The following is a 16,741-nucleotide window of genomic DNA, read 5'->3' on the forward strand; positions in this document are numbered from 1 at the left end:
TTCCTCCGTGCCCGCTCCGGCGGGTACGGTTTTTCATGACAAAGTGAAATCACAGACATTACATACCCTTTCGTCATCTTACATTTTCTTTCGCAACTTTCATTTATCAGATCAAAATCACAAAACAACATTACGAAAGCCTATAAATTCTTTCGAAGAAGATAAACGAAAGAATTCGGAGATAAAAGTGAAAGGAATAATTGCTCGTCATAAAGCAGGAGAACATCTGGGCATCTGTTCAGTTTGTTCTGCTCATCCCCTGGTTATCGAATCAGCTCTGCTTTTCGATCTCAACACTGACAACAAAGTATTGATTGAAGCCACATCCAATCAGGTGAATCAGTTTGGCGGTTATACCGGCATGAAACCGGCTGACTTTCGTGATTTTGTCTATGGCATCGCCCAGGAAGTGGGATTTCCACGTGAGCGGTTGATTCTTGGTGGCGATCATTTAGGGCCTAACTGCTGGCAGAACGAACCGGCAGATACGGCGATGGAAAAATCTGTCGAACTCATTAAGGCTTACGTCGCTGCCGGGTTTAGCAAAATCCATCTTGATGCCTCTATGTCCTGCGCTGACGACCCGACGCCGCTGGACCCAATGGTTGTCGCTAAACGCGCCGCCCTGCTTTGCCAGGCAGCGGAAACGACGGCGACCGACGAACAAAAACGCCATTTAACCTATGTTATCGGCACTGAAGTTCCGGTTCCTGGCGGGGAAGCCAGCGCCATTAACGCCGTGCATGTTACCCGCGAACAGGATGCGGCCCGCACGCTGCAAACGCATCAGGCTGCTTTTCGCGCCCTGGGGCTGGAGGAGGCATTGAACCGGGTTATCGCGATTGTCGTACAGCCGGGCGTAGAATTCGACCATACACAGATTATCCACTATCAACCGCAGGCCGCTAAAGCGCTTTCCGACTGGATAAAAGAAACGCCGATGGTCTATGAAGCGCATTCGACTGATTATCAGACGCGACAGGCCTACCGTGCGCTGGTACGCGATCATTACGCCATTCTGAAGGTCGGCCCGGCGCTCACTTTCGCGCTGCGCGAAGCCATTTTCGCACTTGCGCAAATGGAAAACGAGCTGATCTCCCCGGAACAACGTAGTCGGGTACTGGAGGTCATTGATGAAGTTATGCTAAACGAGCCAGGCTACTGGAAAAAATACTACCGTCCAACCTGGAGCCAGGCGATGGTCGACATCCACTTTAGTTTGTCTGACCGTATTCGCTATTACTGGCCGCACCCGCGTATTCGTCAAAGCGTAGAGAAGTTAATCGCCAATCTGAACAACGTCACATTGCCGCTGGGATTAATTAGCCAGTTTATGCCCGTACAGTTTGAACGCCTGTCTGAGGGCGTGCTCACCCCCACGCCGCATAACCTGATTATTGACAAAATTCAGGATGTTCTGCGCGCTTATCGCTTCGGTTGTACGCCGGATGTCGCCTGAATAATGGAGAATCTATGAGCCAACTATTTGTCCGAACCGGAATCACATTCGACTCGAGCCAACAGGCGCTGGCGCACATTGGCAAAGAGATGCTGGCGAAAGGCGTGGTACATGATAGTTATCCGCAGGCGCTGGTGGAACGTGAAGCGTCTTTTCCTACCGGCATTGCGCTGGAGCGTCACGCCGTCGCTATCCCTCATTGCGAGGCGGTTCATGCGAAATCACCCGCTATCTATCTGATTCGTCCAGATAAGCCGGTCATGTTTCAACAGGCGGATGATGACGAAGAGATTGCCGTTTCGTTAATCATCGCCTTAATCGTTGAAAACCCGGCGGCACAGCTAAAACTTCTGCGCCGCCTGTTTAGTGAGCTACAGAACCCGAGCACCCTCGATGCCCTGTTAAGCGCGCCGGATGCCGAACTGGCGATACGCTTTCAGGAAACCATCCTTGAGCCTGAGCAGTGCGTCCAGGTTTGATAATAAATTGATAATAATGAGGAATACCCTATGAAACGTAAAGTAATTGTGGCCTGTGGCGGTGCGGTTGCAACCTCAACGATGGCTGCGGAAGAAATTAAAGAGCTATGTGATGCCAACCATATTGAACTCGACTTAGTGCAATGCCGGGTCACCGAAATCGAAACCTATATGGACGGCGCCAATCTTATCTGTACCACTGCCAGGGTCGATCGCGCCTTTGGCGATATTCCCGTCGTTCACGGTATGCCTTTTGTTTCCGGCGTGGGTATTGAAGCATTACAGCAAAAAATTCTGTCCATTCTCATGGGGTAACGTATGTTTAGCGAAATAATGCGTTATATCCTCGACTTAGGCCCAACGGTGATGCTGCCTCTGGTGATCATCGTGTTCTCTAAACTGCTGGGAATGAAGCTTGGGGATTGTTTTAAATCGGGTTTGCATATTGGTATCGGCTTCGTGGGTATTGGTCTGGTCATCGGCCTGATGCTGGATTCTATCGGCCCCGCGGCGAAAGCCATGGCGGAACATTTCCAAATCAATCTCCACGTTATTGACGTCGGCTGGCCGGGTTCATCGCCCATGACCTGGGCGTCACAAATCGCGTTGGTCGCGATCCCTGTCGCCATCGGGGTTAACGTCCTGATGCTGGTGACCCGCATGACCCGCGTGGTGAATGTCGATATCTGGAATATCTGGCACATGACCTTCACGGGCGCCATGCTGCATCTGGCGACCGGTTCATACTGGCTGGGGATTCTGGGCGTTGTGGTTCATGCCGCCTTTGTCTACAAACTGGGGGACTGGTTTGCCAAAGATACCCGCGACTATTTTGGCCTCGAGGGGATTGCTATCCCACACGGCTCATCCGCGTACCTGGGCCCCGTGGCGGTGCTCGTTGATACCATTATCGAAAAAATTCCGGGTCTCAATCGTATTCACTTTAGCGCAGACGATGTCCAGAAACGCTTCGGACCGTTTGGCGAGCCGGTGACTGTCGGCTTCGTGATGGGGCTGGTGATTGGTGTGCTGGCAGGCTACGACGCCAAAGCCGTTCTGCAACTGGCGGTCAAAACCGCAGCGGTGATGCTGCTTATGCCACGCGTCATTAAACCTATTATGGATGGCCTAACGCCTATCGCGAAACATGCGCGTAAACGTCTACAGGCCAAATTTGGCGGGCAGGAGTTCCTGATAGGCCTTGATCCAGCGCTACTGCTCGGTCATACCTCTGTTGTCTCCGCGAGCCTGATATTCATTCCGCTGACCATCCTGATTGCCGTCTTAGTACCGGGGAACCAGGTGCTGCCGTTCGGCGACCTCGCCACCATCGGTTTCTTTATTGCGATGGCGGTCGCGGTACACCAGGGCAACCTGTTCCGCACGCTGATTTCAGGTGTCATTATCATGGGTATCACCCTGTGGATAGCCACGCAGACGATTGGCCTGCATACCCAACTGGCTGCCAATGCCGGAGCGCTAAAAGCCGGCGGACAAGTCGCCTCGCTGGATCAGGGCGGTTCCCCCATCACCTGGCTGCTGATTCAACTTTTTACCTGGCAGAATATCGTCGGCTTCGCCGTCATTGCCATTATCTATCTGGCCGGCGTACTGCTGACCTGGCGTCGCGCCCGACAGTTTGTTGCGGCTGAGAAAGCCACGGCGCTACAGCAAAATCAAATCGCCTCTTAATTTTAGGGGAGCAATCGCTCCCCTCACCTTCCTGGAGAATGTTATGAAATCAGTGGTTATTCACGCTGAGGGAGACGTGCGCGTTGAAGAACGCCCCTTACCACAACTGCAAGCCGAGGACGATGTGTTGGTCAAAGTCGTTAGCTCAGGGCTTTGCGGATCGGATATCCCGCGTATTTTCGCGCAGGGCGCCCATTATTATCCTATTACGTTAGGTCATGAATTCAGCGGCTACGTTGAATCCTACGGCACAGGCGTAACGGATATGCAGCCTGGCGATGCCGTCGCTTGTGTCCCGCTTCTTCCCTGCTTTCACTGTCCGCAATGCGAACGCGGTTACTTTTCTTTATGCAGACAGTATCAGTTTGTAGGATCGCGCAGCGAAGGCGGTAATGCGGAATATGTGGTGGTCAAACGGGCCAATCTTTTCCGCTTGCCGTCTGATATGCCGATTGAAGATGGCGCGTTTATCGAACCGATTACCGTGGGCTTACACGCCTTTCATCTGGCGCAGGGCTGCGAGGGGAAAAACGTAATTATCGTTGGTGCCGGGACAATTGGCCTGCTGGCCTTACAGTGCGCGCGGGAACTGGGCGCGCGAAGCGTAACGGCGATTGATATCAATCCGCAGAAACTGGAACTGGCGAAAGCGCTCGGCGCAACGCATACCTGTAATAGCCGGGAAATGACCGCCGACGACATCCAGACCGCGTTGTCCGACATTCAGTTTGATCAACTGGTTCTCGAAACGGCAGGAACTCCCCAGACCGTCTCGCTGGCTATCGATATCGCCGGGCCGCGCGCGCAACTGGCGCTGGTGGGGACGTTACATCACGATCTCACCCTGACAACGCGTACATTCGGGCTAATTTTGCGTAAAGAGCTCACGCTCCTCGGCAGTTGGATGAACTACTCCGCGCCATGGCCAGGAGAAGAATGGGAAACCGCAGCGCGCCTGTTGGCTGAAAAACGTCTTCAACTGACCCCTCTCATTGCCCATCGCGGCGATGCGGAAAGCTTTGCAGAAGCAGTCAAAGCGCTTAATGGCGCGCCCATGCAGGGCAAAATCCTACTTCAACTTTCCTGATGGTACGAGCCAGCAACCTGCGCTGGCTCACATTTCCTTTCGAAATTTAGCGTTCACCTTTCGCAATCCTTCGTTTAAACTAGTTACAGTTAATTATCAGGCAAATCAATATGAACTCATTTGAGCGAAGAAATAAAATTGTCGACCTGATTAATACGCAAGGCAGCGTGCTGGTGATGGACCTTTCAAATACCTTTGGTATTTCTGAAGTGACTATCCGTGCTGACCTGCGTCTGCTGGAAGAGAAAGGCCTTGTCACCCGTTTTCATGGCGGCGCGGCAAAACCGGGAAGTCATCTGGCGGAAGGCGACAATCAGGAAGTCATTCTGGAAGATCGGTATCAACTCGCCAGCGATCCGAAAAAGCGGATTGCCCAGGCGGCTGCGGCAATGGTTGAAGAAGGAATGACCATCATTCTGGATAGCGGGAGCACAACATTACTGATTGCGGAAGCGCTCGCGCGAAAAAGCAATATTACGGTGATAACTAACAGCTTGCCTGCCGCTTTTACGCTATCAGAAAATAAAGATCTCACGCTGGTGGTTTGCGGCGGTACGGTACGGCATAAAACCCACTCAATGCACGGCACGATTGCGGAACGATCGCTACACGGCATCAGCGCCGATGTCATGTTTGTCGGGGCGGATGGCATTGATGCGACAAACGGTATTACCACGTTTAACGAAGGTTATTCCATTAGCGGCGTCATGGCGGCGGCGGCACACAAAGTTATCGCGGTACTAGACGCGACCAAATTTAACCGTCGCGGCTTTAACCAGGTATTGCCGATGGACAAGATCGACTGTGTGATAACCGATGACACTATCAGCAAACAGGATAAAGCGGCATTAGCGAAAACAGGCGTGGAACTAATGATCGTCTAAAAAGGAGTCGGTTATGCGTTGCTGATCGCGAGAATAAGCCCGAAGGAAAGGCCCGGCCCGCTATCACCGCCCAATGCCCCCATCAATTTACCCACATCAATCACCTGATTGAGTATTAACGCGATGGCGATAAAAGGCGGTTCCCGGGCGCTCGCTTTTACTCTTCCTGCTGCCCCAGCGCATATTTATACAGCGCATTTTTCTTCACGCTGTGAATTTCTGCTGCCAGCGCCGCCGCTTTTTTCAGCGGCAGTTCTGCCTGTAGCAGCGCCAGCGTGCGCAGCGCGTCGGCGGGCAGGTCGTCTTCTTGCGCTTTATGCCCTTCGACAATCAGCACCATTTCGCCTTTGCGACGGTTTTCATCTTCTTTGACCCACGCCAGCAGCTCGCCGACCGGCGCGCCGTGAATGGTTTCCCAGGTTTTGGTCAGCTCACGCGCCAGCACCACATAGCGGGATTCTCCCAATACCGCGACGATATCTTCCAGGCTATCTAACAGGCGGTGGGTTGACTCATAAAAAATCAGCGTTCGCGGCTCCGCTTCAATGGCTTTTAGCGCATCACGGCGGCCTTTGGATTTCGCCGGTAAAAAGCCTTCATAGCAGAAACGGTCGGATGGCAGGCCAGCGGCGCTCAGGGCGGCAATCGCCGCACACGGCCCCGGTAGCGGCACCACGCGAATCCCCGCTTCACGGCAGGTACGTACCAGGTGATAGCCGGGGTCATTAATTAGCGGCGTACCGGCGTCGGAAACCAGCGCAATGTTCTGCCCTTCTTTTAGCTTCGCGACCAGCGTTTCCGCTTTTTGTTGTTCGTTATGGTCGTGCAGCGCAAACAACCGGGCATTAATCCCAAAATGTTGCAGCAATAAACCGGTATGACGAGTGTCTTCAGCGGCAATTAAATCAACGGCTTGTAAAACTTCCAGCGCGCGTTGAGTAATATCAGCCAAATTCCCGATAGGAGTAGGTACAATAAAGAGTTGGCCCTGAGAATTATCCGCCGATTCGTTTTGTTTCATTGTGTCGTCCGTATTGCCGATTTAATATTGAGCATTGCGTAAAAAAATATCACTGGATACAGTATGGTACCCTCAACATTTTCTCGTTTGAACGCCGCGCGCGCGCTGCCTGTCGTCCTGGCTGCGCTACTTTTCGCCGGGTGCGGCACCCAGGCGCCAGATCAAAGCGCAGCCTATATGCAGGGTTCAGCGCAAGCTGACTCCGCCTTTTACCTGCATCAGATGCAGCAAAGCGCAGATGATAGCAAGACCAACTGGCAATTACTCGCCATTCATGCACTGCTGAAAGAAGGAAAAAGCCAGCAGGCCGTCGACCTGTTCAACCAACTCCCGCAAAATCTGAATGATGCCCAGCGTCGCGAACAGTCTTTATTAGCGGTAGAAATCAAACTGGCGCAAAAAGATGTCGCAGGCGCGCAGGCCTTGCTGGATAAACTAAAACCCGCCGACTTTGCGCCACATCAGCAAGCGCGTTACTGGCAGGCGCAGATCGTTGCCAGCCAGGGACGCCCGTCGCTTACCCTATTGCGGGCGTTAATCGCCCAGGAACCGCTACTGGCGGCGAAAGAGAAACAAAAAAATATCGACGCCACCTGGCAGGCGCTCTCCGCCATGACGCCGGATCAGGCCAGGACGCTGGTTATCAACGCCGATGAAAATGTGCTTCAGGGCTGGCTGGATCTGCAACGCGTCTGGTTTGACAACCGCAACGATCCGGACATGCTGAAAGCCGGGATCGCCGACTGGCGAAAACGCTACCCGCAAAATCCGGGGGCGAAAATGCTGCCGACGCAGCTCGTCAATGTGCAACGTTTTAAACCAGCTTCCACCAGCAAAATCGCTCTGCTGCTGCCGCTGAACGGTCAGGCTGCCGTGTTTGGCCGTACCATCCAGCAAGGTTTCGAAGCCGCGAAAAACCTCGGCACCCAGGCGGTAGAGATGCAGCCTGCCGCCGCGCCTGATGCGCCAGTAGAACCTGGCGTGGAGGAGACGCAGCCACAAATGACCAACGGCGTCGCCAGTCCGTCGCAGGCCTCGGTGAGCGATCTGACTGATGACGCTCCATCCCAGTCCGCTACGCCAGTCAGCGCGCCACAAACTCCCCCTGCTACAGCAAGCGCGCCGGCGGATCCCTCCGCTGAATTAAAAATCTACGATACCTCTTCCCAGCCGTTGGATCAGGTGCTCGCTCAGGTTCAGCAAGACGGCGCCAGTATCGTGGTCGGGCCGCTGTTGAAAAACAATGTGGAAGCGCTGATGAAAAGCAACACGCCGCTCAACGTGCTGGCGCTCAACCAGCCGGAAACTGTACGTAGCTTCCCTAATATCTGCTATTTCGCGCTCTCTCCTGAAGATGAAGCCCGTGACGCGGCGCATCATATTTATGACCAGGGCAAGCAGTCGCCGCTGCTGTTGATCCCACGCAGCGCGCTTGGCGATCGCGTGGCGAACGCCTTCACCCAGGAGTGGCAAAAACTGGGCGGCGGCATCGTGTTACAGCAAAAATTCGGCTCCGTAGCCGAGCTGAAAATGGGCGTGAACGGCGGCGCGGGTATCGCGTTGACGGGCAGTCCGGTCGCCGCCAGCGTGCCTGCGCAGCCTGGCGTCACCATTGGCGGTCTGACCATCCCTGCGCCGCCGACCGACGCGCAAATCACCGGCGGCGGACGCGTAGACGCGGTCTATATTCTGGCTACGCCGGAAGAGATTGGCTTTATCAAACCGATGATCGCCATGCGTAACGGCACCCAGAGCGGCGCGACGCTGTATGCCAGCTCCCGTAGCGCGCAAGGCACCTCCGGCCCCGACTTCCGTCTGGAGATGGAAGGTTTACAATACAGTGAAATTCCTATGCTGGCAGGCGGCAATATGCCGTTGATGCAGCAGGCGCTGAGCGCTGTACATAACGACTATTCTCTGGCGCGGATGTACGCCATGGGCGTGGATGCCTGGACGCTGGCGAACCACTTTTCGCAGATGCGTCAGGTGCAGGGGTTTGAGATCAATGGTAATACCGGCGCATTAACTGCCAGCCCGGATTGTGTGATTAACAGGAAGTTATCATGGCTCAAATACCAGCAAGGGGAGATTGTTCCCGCCAGCTAACGCGTAAACAGGCTGGCGACGCGTGGGAAGCTGCCGCGCGTCGCTGGCTGGAAAGCAAAGGACTGCGGTTTATCGCCGCCAACGTGCGCGAGCGCGGCGGCGAAATCGATCTGATCATGCGTGACGGAAAAACGACGGTTTTTGTTGAGGTCCGCTATCGGCGCTCCGGGCTTTATGGCGGCGCGGCGGCCAGTGTGACCCGCAGCAAGCAACACAAATTATTACATACTGCCCGCTTGTGGCTCGCCCGCCAGAATGGGAGTTTTGATACTGTGGATTGTCGGTTCGATGTGTTAGCCTTCACCGGAAATGAGATTGAGTGGTTTCGGGATGCGTTTAACGACCACTCATAATTGAAGATTTTAAGGATTAGCGTGCTCGAAAGAATCAAAGTTTGCTTTACAGAAAGCATTCAAACTCAAATTGCTGCGGCGGAAGCGCTTCCGGATGCCATTTCCCGCGCCGCCATGACGCTGGTTCATTCCCTGCTTAACGGCAACAAAATCCTCTGTTGTGGAAACGGGACGTCCGCGGCCAACGCACAGCATTTTGCTGCCAGCATGATTAACCGCTTTGAAACGGAACGACCCAGTTTACCCGCCATTGCACTAAATACCGATAATGTGGTCTTAACTGCGATCGCTAACGATCGCCTGCACGATGAAGTTTATGCAAAACAAGTCCGGGCGCTGGGACATGCAGGCGATGTTTTATTGGCGATCTCTACGCGTGGTAATAGTCGCGATATCGTAAAAGCCGTTGAAGCAGCTGTCACACGTGACATGACCATTGTGGCGCTAACCGGGTATGACGGGGGCGAGCTGGCCGGACTATTAGGGCCGCAGGATGTCGAAATTCGTATCCCTTCACACCACAGCGCGCGCATTCAGGAAATGCATATGCTGACGGTAAACTGCCTGTGCGATTTGATCGATAACACGCTTTTTCCTCACCAGGATGATTAAGGAGTTCACATGAAGGCATTTTCGCCGCTCGCAGTCCTTATTTCTGCGTTGCTATTGCAAGGTTGCGTCGCCGCCGCGGTAGTGGGTACGGCAGCCGTCGGCACCAAAGCCGCAACCGACCCGCGTAGCGTGGGCACCCAGGTGGATGACGGAACGCTGGAACTGCGTGTCAGCAGCGCGCTGTCGAAAGATGAGCAAATCAAAAAAGAGACGCGCATCAATGTCACGGCTTATCAGGGCAAAGTTTTGTTAGTGGGCCAGTCGCCAAACAGCGAACTCTCCGCACGCGCTAAACAGATAGCGATGGGCGTTGAAGGCACCACCGAGGTCTATAACGAGATTCGCCAGGGTCAGCCTATCGGCCTGGGGACCGCCTCTAACGATACCTGGATCACCACGAAAGTTCGCTCACAGCTACTGACCAGCGATCAGGTAAAATCGTCAAATGTGAAAGTCACCACCGAAAATGGCGAAGTGTTCCTGCTGGGCCTGGTGACTGAACGTGAAGGTAAAGCGGCAGCGGACATCGCCAGCCGGGTGAGCGGCGTGAAACGCGTGACCACCGCCTTTACGTATATTAAGTAACCGGTGTGCCGGGTGGCGATAAAAATGTGTAAACCGCGTCGCCATCCGGTAAATCATCCGGCTTCGCTACCCCGCTTTTTCCCGCAGTTGCGATGAGGTCAGAATCGTCACGCCTTCTTGTGCTGGCGCCAGCGCTTCCGCCAGCATGGCCCGCGCCACATCCCGCGCATCAATCGATTTCCAGTTTCCGGGCAGCAGCCGGAATAGCGGAGCGAAAAGCGTTTCATTCACCCGCCGCGTTGTTCTGTCGCCGAGCAGCATAGAAGGCCGGGCAATCGTCAAACGAGGCCAATTTTGCGCGATTAACGCCTCCTCCATTTCTCCTTTCACCCGATTGTAAAAAAACGGAGAGTGCGCGTTTGCTCCCATTGCGCTGACCACCACCATGTGCTGCGCGCCCAGTCGACGCCCGGTCAGCGCGGTATCAACCACCAGCGTATAATCCGCATGAATAAACGCCGCTTTACTTCCCGCTTCACGCCGGGTCGTGCCCAGGCAGCAAAAAACAATATCCACCGGGTCGGTCACCTGAGCTAACGCATCGGTAAGCTGCGGATCGTGAGGGTTATAAACGCCGACAATATCCGTCAGCGGACGACGCGTCGGCGCGGCGATAGCGCTCACCTGCGGCGTGTTGATTAACATTCTCAGCAGATGTCCGCCGACCAGTCCGGTCGCGCCGGTAATCAGTACCTGACTCATCCTCGCTCCTTTACAGATTTGTCCACCTTGCACTCTCGGCCCTATCGACCAGGCTTAATAGTCTACGAGGTAAGTATCCATCATTGTGGAAAATTTGCCTTACCCGACGCCACCACTGCGGAGGAAACGCATGAGTAAGAAAATTGCCGTTTTGATTACCGATGAATTTGAAGATTCAGAATTTACCTCGCCGGCAGCAGAATTCCGTCAGGCCGGCCATGAGGTCATCACCATCGAAAAAGAGGCGGGTAAAACGGTGAAAGGAAAAAAAGGCGAGGCCAGCGTCACCATTGATAAGGCTATTGATGACGTTCGTCCCGACGAGTTCGACGCCTTGCTATTGCCGGGAGGTCATTCGCCGGACTACCTGCGCGGCGACAGCCGTTTCGTGGATTTTACCCGCGATTTCGTTAACAGCGGTAAACCGGTTTTTGCCATTTGCCACGGCCCGCAGTTGTTGATCAGCGCCGATGTCATTCGTGGCCGCAAACTCACGGCGGTGAAACCGATTATTATCGATGTGAAGAATGCGGGCGCGGAATTTTACGATCAGGAAGTCGTCGTCGATAAAGATCAGCTGGTGACCAGCCGCACGCCTGACGACCTGCCGGCATTTAACCGCGAGGCGCTACGCCTGCTGGGCGCGTGAGTCGCGTAACCAGTGCAGTTTTTTACCAAACCCCAGCGTGTTGTCGGTGAATTTAATCTCATCCAGCCGGATTTCCCATACCGGCGCTGGCAGCACCCTGGCGACCGGGAAGCGACGAAGGTAAGCTTTACGCGCGGCGTCGCTCTCCTGCCCCTCCAGACGGCGAATTACCCCTTTAAACTGTACGCCGCGAATGCGCGTCACCGTTTTCGGCTGACCATTGACCGTTCCCGCAACTGGCGCGCACGCGCCGGACATTTGCGCATGGCGGGTTTTATCATCCGTTAACAGATACAGCGCGACGTTTTGCGCATCGAACAAATAAAACGCATTGGCGCACCACAGCTCTCCCTCATGGTGTACGCACCAGGTCACCACGTGTTGTTTCGCCAGCCAACGGCCAATAGCGGTAAGTGTGTCCATCTTTATTCTCGCTTATACTGGGAATCTGAAAATTATCATGCTGATGGCGACAATGACACCCTGGTATCTGTATCTGATTCGTACCGCAGACAATGCGCTTTACACCGGAATAACCACCGATGTGGCGCGTCGTTACAGGCAGCATCAAACGGGAAAAGGCGCAAAAGCATTACGGGGAAAAGGCGAGTTAACGCTGGCGTTTGCGGCGCAGGTCGGCGATCGCTCGCTGGCCCTGCGCATAGAGTATCGCATCAAACAGCTCACAAAGCGCCAGAAGGAGCGCCTTGTGACGGAACGCGAAGCGTTTGAGGCGCTGCTGTCCAGCCTGCAAACGCCGGTGCTTAAAAACGATTGAAGTGGTCGTGATACTCCACCAGCCCCGTCACACCTTCCAGCGCATCCTCAGCCAAACGGTGTACCTGGAAAGCGCTTTCCGTACCGGGCCAACGGCAGTGAAGATCGTAATGTGCGGCCAGTTCAAAACCGAAGCGGCTATATAACGCCGGGTCGCCCAACGTCACGACCGCCGCGTAGCCGAACTCGTTGAGCGAATCCAGCCCTTCATACACTAACTGGCGCGCCAGCCCTTGCCCGCGATACTTTTCATCGACCGCCAGCGGCGCCATGCCGACCCACTGTAAATCTTCGCCCTGCACATCAACCGGGCTAAAGGCGACATAGCCCACCACCTGACCTTCATCATCCGTGGCCACCAGTCCAAGCGTCAGAAAACCATCTTCACGCAAATCGTGAACCAGCTTCGCTTCCGCATCGCTTTCGAATGAACGGCGTAACAGCGCATCAATACCAGGCGCATCAATGGGGATTTCTACTCGAATTAGCATGGTTCACCTACCGAGGTCTGTTTGGTTTCCGGCGAGTTTTTCATACCCGCCTCAACAAAATCCGCCAGTTGCAGCAGCATAACGCGTAACGCTTTCGGCATCTGCTCCAGTTCGATGGCGTCCATCAGATTCTTCACATACAACCCTAACTCAGTATCGCCTTCAATGACCAGTCGACGCTGGAAAAAGAGCGTATCCGGATCCTGTTTACGGGCAGCTATCATTAGCAGATCGCTGGCGTCGGCGCTAAAACTGACGTCAGCATCCGCCTGCTGGCTAACGATCAGCTTTTCATTTTCAACCGTGGTATACCATTTTAAGTCGATGTCACGAACATGAATGCTTAACCAACGACCTTCGAGGAATTCCAGCTCTCCATCGGCCAGCGCCTGACGAAACTGCCAGCTCAGAACCTGTTCCAGAACCTGGCGCTTTAGCGCAAAGGGCGTCAGTTTAACCGGTACACTCATCAGAGACGGGCCAGCATGGACTAAGCGTGAACGCAGTTTATCTAACACGAGCTTTACTCCCTGTTTCAATAGTCCTGTTATTTTGCCATATCCAATAAATCACATGGCGGCGTAAATCAACAATTGGGTCTGATTTTCTACCCCATTATTGGTGTTACCAATACGCCTTTAACTGCCTTAAATCAAAAATTGTCGCAGCAAGGTTAACTAAAATCCCTGTTCGTTAACAATTTTGCGTCTCAGACGTAACCCTCAGGATAAATTATGGAGCTGCTCTGCCCTGCCGGAAATCTCCCGGCGCTGAAGGCGGCCATCGAAAACGGCGCTGACGCCGTTTATATCGGGTTAAAAGACGATACCAATGCCCGTCATTTTGCCGGCCTTAACTTTACCGAAAAAAAATTGCAGGAAGCGGTGAGTTTTGTTCACCAGCATCGCCGCAAATTACACATCGCCATTAATACTTTTGCGCATCCGGACGGCTATGCCCGCTGGCAGCGCGCCGTGGATATGGCGGCGCAGCTTGGCGCCGACGCGTTGATTCTCGCCGACCTCGCTATGCTGGAATATGCCGCAGAGCGTTACCCGCATATTGAGCGCCATGTTTCCGTTCAGGCCTCGGCAACCAACGAAGAGGCGATTCGCTTTTATCACCGCAACTTTGATGTCCACCGCGTAGTACTGCCGCGTGTACTGTCGATTCACCAGGTAAAACAACTGGCCCGCGTCACGCCGGTGCCGCTGGAGGTATTCGCGTTTGGCAGCCTGTGCATTATGGCGGAAGGTCGCTGCTATCTTTCTTCTTACCTGACGGGGGAGTCGCCCAATACCGTCGGCGCCTGCTCGCCCGCCCGCTTTGTCCGTTGGCAGCAAACGCCGCAGGGGCTGGAATCGCGCCTGAATGATGTCCTGATTGACCGTTACCAGGATGGCGAAAACGCGGGCTACCCAACGCTGTGTAAAGGCCGCTATTTAGTGGACGGCGAGCGCTATCACGCGCTGGAGGAGCCAACCAGCCTGAACACGCTGGAACTGCTGCCGGAGCTCATGGCGGCGAACATCGCTTCGGTGAAGATCGAAGGTCGCCAGCGCAGCCCGGCCTATGTCAGCCAGGTGGCGAAAGTGTGGCGCCAGGCGATCGATCGCTGCAAAGCCGCCCCGCAAAACTTCGTTCCACAGCGCGACTGGATGGAGACGCTCGGCGCGATGTCCGAAGGCACTCAAACCACGCTTGGCGCATATCACCGTAAATGGCAGTGAGAGGAGCTATGAAATATTCCTTAGGACCGGTGCTTTATTACTGGCCGAAAGAGACGCTGGAAGATTTTTATCAGCAGGCCGCAAAAAGCAGCGCTGATGTCATTTATCTGGGTGAAGCGGTGTGCAGCAAGCGTCGCGCGACCAAAGTCGGCGACTGGCTGGAAATGGCGAAATCCCTCGCCGCCAGCGGTAAGCAGGTGGCGCTCTCCACCCTGGCGCTGGTACAGGCGTCATCTGAATTAAGCGAGCTGAAACGCTATGTGGACAACGGCGATTTTCTGCTGGAAGCCAGCGATCTTGGCGTGGTGAATCTGTGCGCCGAGCGCAAACTGCCGTTTGTCGCCGGCCATGCGCTGAATTGCTACAACGCGGTCACGCTGCGCCGGTTGCTGAAAGAAGGCATGGTACGCTGGTGTATGCCGGTGGAGCTGTCCCGCGACTGGCTGGTGAATTTGCTTAATCAGTGCGATGAACTGGGCATCCGCAATCAGTTTGAAGTGGAAGTGTTGAGCTACGGGCATCTGCCGCTGGCCTACTCCGCTCGCTGCTTTACCGCCCGTTCGGAAGACCGCCCGAAAGATGAGTGCGAAACCTGCTGTATCAAGTATCCAAACGGTCGTGACGTGCTCTCGCAAGAGAATCAGCAGGTGTTTGTGCTTAACGGTATTCAGACCATGAGCGGCTATGTCTATAACCTTGGCAACGAACTGACGTCGATGCAGGGATTGGTCGATATCGTGCGGCTGTCGCCGTTGGGTACGGAGACATTTGCCATGCTTGATGCCTTTCGCGCTAACGAAAACGGCGGTGCGCCATTACCGCTTGCCTCCCATAGTGACTGCAACGGCTACTGGAAGCGGCTGGCCGGGCTGGAGCTACAGGCCTAGCCGGATGGCGGCATAAAGACCTTATCGGGCCTACAAATAGCGCTCCCGTAGGCCCGATAAGCGCAGCGCTATCGGACATTGTTTTGCCGTCAGTCTCATAAAGCTCACTTTGTTAACAACATTCGCTAATCTTTAATGCAGTATTAAAAGATTAACCGGTAACAAAGTGAGCCGTTATGACTGACAAAACTATTCCGTTCTCGGTGCTGGATCTGGCACCGATCCCTGAAGGATCTTCGGCAAAAGAAGCCTTCACGCACTCGCTTGATCTCGCACGGCTGGCTGAAAAGCGCGGCTATCACCGCTACTGGCTGGCGGAACATCACAACATGACCGGTATCGCCAGCGCGGCGACCTCGGTATTGATTGGTTATCTGGCGGCCAATACCACAACATTACATCTTGGCTCCGGCGGCGTGATGCTGCCTAACCATTCACCGCTGGTGATTGCCGAGCAGTTCGGCACGCTGAATACGCTCTACCCGGGACGTATCGACTTAGGGTTGGGACGCGCGCCGGGTAGCGATCAGCCGACGATGCGCGCGCTGCGTCGCCATATGAGCGGCGATATCGATAACTTTCCACGCGATGTCGCAGAGCTGGTGGACTGGTTCGACGCTCGCGACCCTAATCCGCATGTGCGCCCGGTGCCCGGCTACGGCGAGAAGATCCCGGTCTGGCTGTTGGGCTCCAGCCTGTATAGCGCACAGTTGGCGGCCCAGCTTGGCCTGCCGTTCGCCTTTGCTTCGCATTTCGCGCCGGATATGTTGTTCCAGGCGCTGCATCTGTACCGTACCCAGTTCAAACCTTCAGCGCGGCTGGAAAAACCGTACGCGATGGTGTGTATCAATATTATCGCCGCCGACAGCAACCGCGACGCCGAATTCCTGTTTACCTCTATGCAGCAGGCTTTTGTGAAGCTACGCCGTGGGGAAACCGGCCAACTGCCGCCACCGATTGAGAATATGGAGACCTTCTGGTCGCCATCCGAGCAGTATGGCGTGCAACAGGCGCTGAGTATGTCGCTGGTCGGTGATAAGGCGAAAGTCCGCCACGGGCTGGAATCCATCCTGCGGGAGACCCAGGCGGATGAAATTATGGTAAACGGGCAGATTTTCGACCACCAGGCACGCCTGCATTCGTTTGATTTAGCGATGGATGTGAAGCAGGAATTGTTGGGGTAGCGCATTGTTTTGCCCGGTGGCGCTTCGCTTACCGGGCCTACAG

The 16,741-nt window shown here is 54.6% G+C and carries 20 protein-coding genes; 15 read left to right on the forward strand and 5 right to left on the reverse strand.

The window, feature by feature from the left end; genetic code table 11:
* Nucleotides 1-187: 187 nt before the first annotated feature.
* The 6 genes from gatZ (at nucleotide 188) to NA389_RS16380 (ending at nucleotide 5,601) form a co-directional block, all read left to right on the forward strand.
* Nucleotides 188-1,459 carry a tagatose-bisphosphate aldolase subunit GatZ gene (gene gatZ / locus NA389_RS16355; RefSeq protein WP_000676007.1) on the forward strand — a complete coding sequence of 424 codons (1,272 nt, stop codon included), beginning with the start codon at nucleotides 188-190 and terminating at the stop codon, nucleotides 1,457-1,459.
* 14 nt (nucleotides 1,460-1,473) lie between these two features.
* Nucleotides 1,474-1,938, forward strand: a complete 465-nt coding sequence (gene gatA / locus NA389_RS16360) for a PTS galactitol transporter subunit IIA (RefSeq protein ID WP_000080445.1) — start codon at nucleotides 1,474-1,476, stop codon at nucleotides 1,936-1,938.
* A gap of 30 nt (nucleotides 1,939-1,968) precedes the next feature.
* Entirely contained in the window at nucleotides 1,969-2,253 is a 285-nt protein-coding gene (gene gatB, locus NA389_RS16365; protein WP_000824296.1) for a PTS galactitol transporter subunit IIB, read from the forward strand.
* Between the two features lie 3 nt (nucleotides 2,254-2,256).
* Nucleotides 2,257-3,630 (forward strand): galactitol-specific PTS transporter subunit IIC, encoded by a 1,374-nt coding sequence (locus NA389_RS16370; protein ID WP_000490600.1) that lies wholly within the window; start codon nucleotides 2,257-2,259, stop codon nucleotides 3,628-3,630.
* Between the two features lie 43 nt (nucleotides 3,631-3,673).
* Entirely contained in the window at nucleotides 3,674-4,717 is a 1,044-nt protein-coding gene (gene gatD / locus NA389_RS16375; protein ID WP_000844183.1) for a galactitol-1-phosphate 5-dehydrogenase, read from the forward strand.
* A 110-nt stretch (nucleotides 4,718-4,827) separates the two neighbouring features.
* On the forward strand, nucleotides 4,828-5,601 hold the full coding sequence (locus tag NA389_RS16380) for a DeoR/GlpR family DNA-binding transcription regulator (RefSeq protein ID WP_001083899.1): 774 nt from the start codon (nucleotides 4,828-4,830) through the stop codon (nucleotides 5,599-5,601).
* A 157-nt stretch (nucleotides 5,602-5,758) separates the two neighbouring features.
* On the opposite strand, the gene rsmI is transcribed toward NA389_RS16380, so the two are convergent.
* Nucleotides 5,759-6,622 carry a 16S rRNA (cytidine(1402)-2'-O)-methyltransferase gene (rsmI, locus tag NA389_RS16385; protein WP_000812285.1) on the reverse strand — a complete coding sequence of 288 codons (864 nt, stop codon included), beginning with the start codon at nucleotides 6,620-6,622 and terminating at the stop codon, nucleotides 5,759-5,761.
* A gap of 63 nt (nucleotides 6,623-6,685) precedes the next feature.
* Between rsmI and NA389_RS16390 the strand changes: the two genes are divergently transcribed.
* Genes NA389_RS16390 through dolP form a run of 4 tightly spaced genes read left to right on the forward strand, consistent with a single transcriptional unit; the run spans nucleotide 6,686 to nucleotide 10,278 of the window.
* The gene (locus NA389_RS16390; RefSeq protein ID WP_000249222.1) at nucleotides 6,686-8,728 is read left to right on the forward strand and encodes a penicillin-binding protein activator; all 2,043 of its coding nucleotides are present in this window, start codon (nucleotides 6,686-6,688) and stop codon (nucleotides 8,726-8,728) included.
* Nucleotides 8,686-9,081, forward strand: a complete 396-nt coding sequence (locus tag NA389_RS16395; RefSeq protein WP_000057285.1) for a YraN family protein — start codon at nucleotides 8,686-8,688, stop codon at nucleotides 9,079-9,081. The genes NA389_RS16390 and NA389_RS16395 overlap by 43 nt, the downstream gene beginning before the upstream one ends.
* Nucleotides 9,082-9,102: 21 nt before the next feature.
* Nucleotides 9,103-9,693, forward strand: a complete 591-nt coding sequence (gene diaA / locus NA389_RS16400; protein ID WP_000893481.1) for a DnaA initiator-associating protein DiaA — start codon at nucleotides 9,103-9,105, stop codon at nucleotides 9,691-9,693.
* 9 nt (nucleotides 9,694-9,702) lie between these two features.
* Nucleotides 9,703-10,278, forward strand: a complete 576-nt coding sequence (dolP, locus tag NA389_RS16405) for a division/outer membrane stress-associated lipid-binding lipoprotein (protein WP_000643280.1) — start codon at nucleotides 9,703-9,705, stop codon at nucleotides 10,276-10,278.
* Nucleotides 10,279-10,344: 66 nt separating this feature from the next.
* Here the strand turns inward: dolP and NA389_RS16410 are convergent, their stop codons facing one another.
* Complete coding sequence (locus NA389_RS16410) at nucleotides 10,345-10,980, reverse strand: NAD(P)H-binding protein (RefSeq protein WP_001532495.1); 636 nt, start codon at nucleotides 10,978-10,980, stop codon at nucleotides 10,345-10,347.
* A 130-nt stretch (nucleotides 10,981-11,110) separates the two neighbouring features.
* Here NA389_RS16410 and yhbO point away from each other — a divergent pair, with 130 nt between their 5' ends.
* Nucleotides 11,111-11,629 (forward strand): protein/nucleic acid deglycase, encoded by a 519-nt coding sequence (gene yhbO / locus NA389_RS16415; protein ID WP_000037599.1) that lies wholly within the window; start codon nucleotides 11,111-11,113, stop codon nucleotides 11,627-11,629.
* Here yhbO and NA389_RS16420 read toward each other — a convergent pair.
* Entirely contained in the window at nucleotides 11,609-12,052 is a 444-nt protein-coding gene (locus NA389_RS16420) for a YhbP family protein (protein WP_000380407.1), read from the reverse strand. The genes yhbO and NA389_RS16420 overlap by 21 nt on opposite strands.
* Nucleotides 12,053-12,089: 37 nt before the next feature.
* Here NA389_RS16420 and NA389_RS16425 point away from each other — a divergent pair, with 37 nt between their 5' ends.
* Complete coding sequence (locus NA389_RS16425) at nucleotides 12,090-12,407, forward strand: GIY-YIG nuclease family protein (RefSeq protein ID WP_000928379.1); 318 nt, start codon at nucleotides 12,090-12,092, stop codon at nucleotides 12,405-12,407.
* Here the strand turns inward: NA389_RS16425 and NA389_RS16430 are convergent.
* Nucleotides 12,394-12,897 carry a GNAT family N-acetyltransferase gene (locus NA389_RS16430; RefSeq protein ID WP_000908562.1) on the reverse strand — a complete coding sequence of 168 codons (504 nt, stop codon included), beginning with the start codon at nucleotides 12,895-12,897 and terminating at the stop codon, nucleotides 12,394-12,396. The genes NA389_RS16425 and NA389_RS16430 overlap by 14 nt on opposite strands.
* The gene (gene ubiT / locus NA389_RS16435; protein ID WP_000884721.1) at nucleotides 12,891-13,415 is read right to left on the reverse strand and encodes a ubiquinone anaerobic biosynthesis accessory factor UbiT; all 525 of its coding nucleotides are present in this window, start codon (nucleotides 13,413-13,415) and stop codon (nucleotides 12,891-12,893) included. Before ubiT ends, NA389_RS16430 begins: the two co-directional genes overlap by 7 nt.
* Nucleotides 13,416-13,631: 216 nt before the next feature.
* On the opposite strand from ubiT, the gene ubiU reads away from it, so the two are divergent.
* From ubiU to NA389_RS16450, 3 genes are all read left to right on the forward strand, one after another.
* The gene (gene ubiU, locus NA389_RS16440; RefSeq protein WP_000421309.1) at nucleotides 13,632-14,627 is read left to right on the forward strand and encodes a ubiquinone anaerobic biosynthesis protein UbiU; all 996 of its coding nucleotides are present in this window, start codon (nucleotides 13,632-13,634) and stop codon (nucleotides 14,625-14,627) included.
* A gap of 8 nt (nucleotides 14,628-14,635) precedes the next feature.
* The gene (locus tag NA389_RS16445) at nucleotides 14,636-15,514 is read left to right on the forward strand and encodes a U32 family peptidase (protein ID WP_000877716.1); all 879 of its coding nucleotides are present in this window, start codon (nucleotides 14,636-14,638) and stop codon (nucleotides 15,512-15,514) included.
* A 176-nt stretch (nucleotides 15,515-15,690) separates the two neighbouring features.
* Complete coding sequence (locus NA389_RS16450) at nucleotides 15,691-16,698, forward strand: luciferase-like monooxygenase (RefSeq protein WP_000130432.1); 1,008 nt, start codon at nucleotides 15,691-15,693, stop codon at nucleotides 16,696-16,698.
* The last annotated feature ends 43 nt before the right edge of the window (nucleotides 16,699-16,741 follow it).

It is taken from the genome of Salmonella sp. NW645 (genome assembly GCF_051703725.1).
In the GTDB taxonomy this organism is placed as follows: Bacteria; Pseudomonadota; Gammaproteobacteria; order Enterobacterales; family Enterobacteriaceae; genus Salmonella; species Salmonella enterica.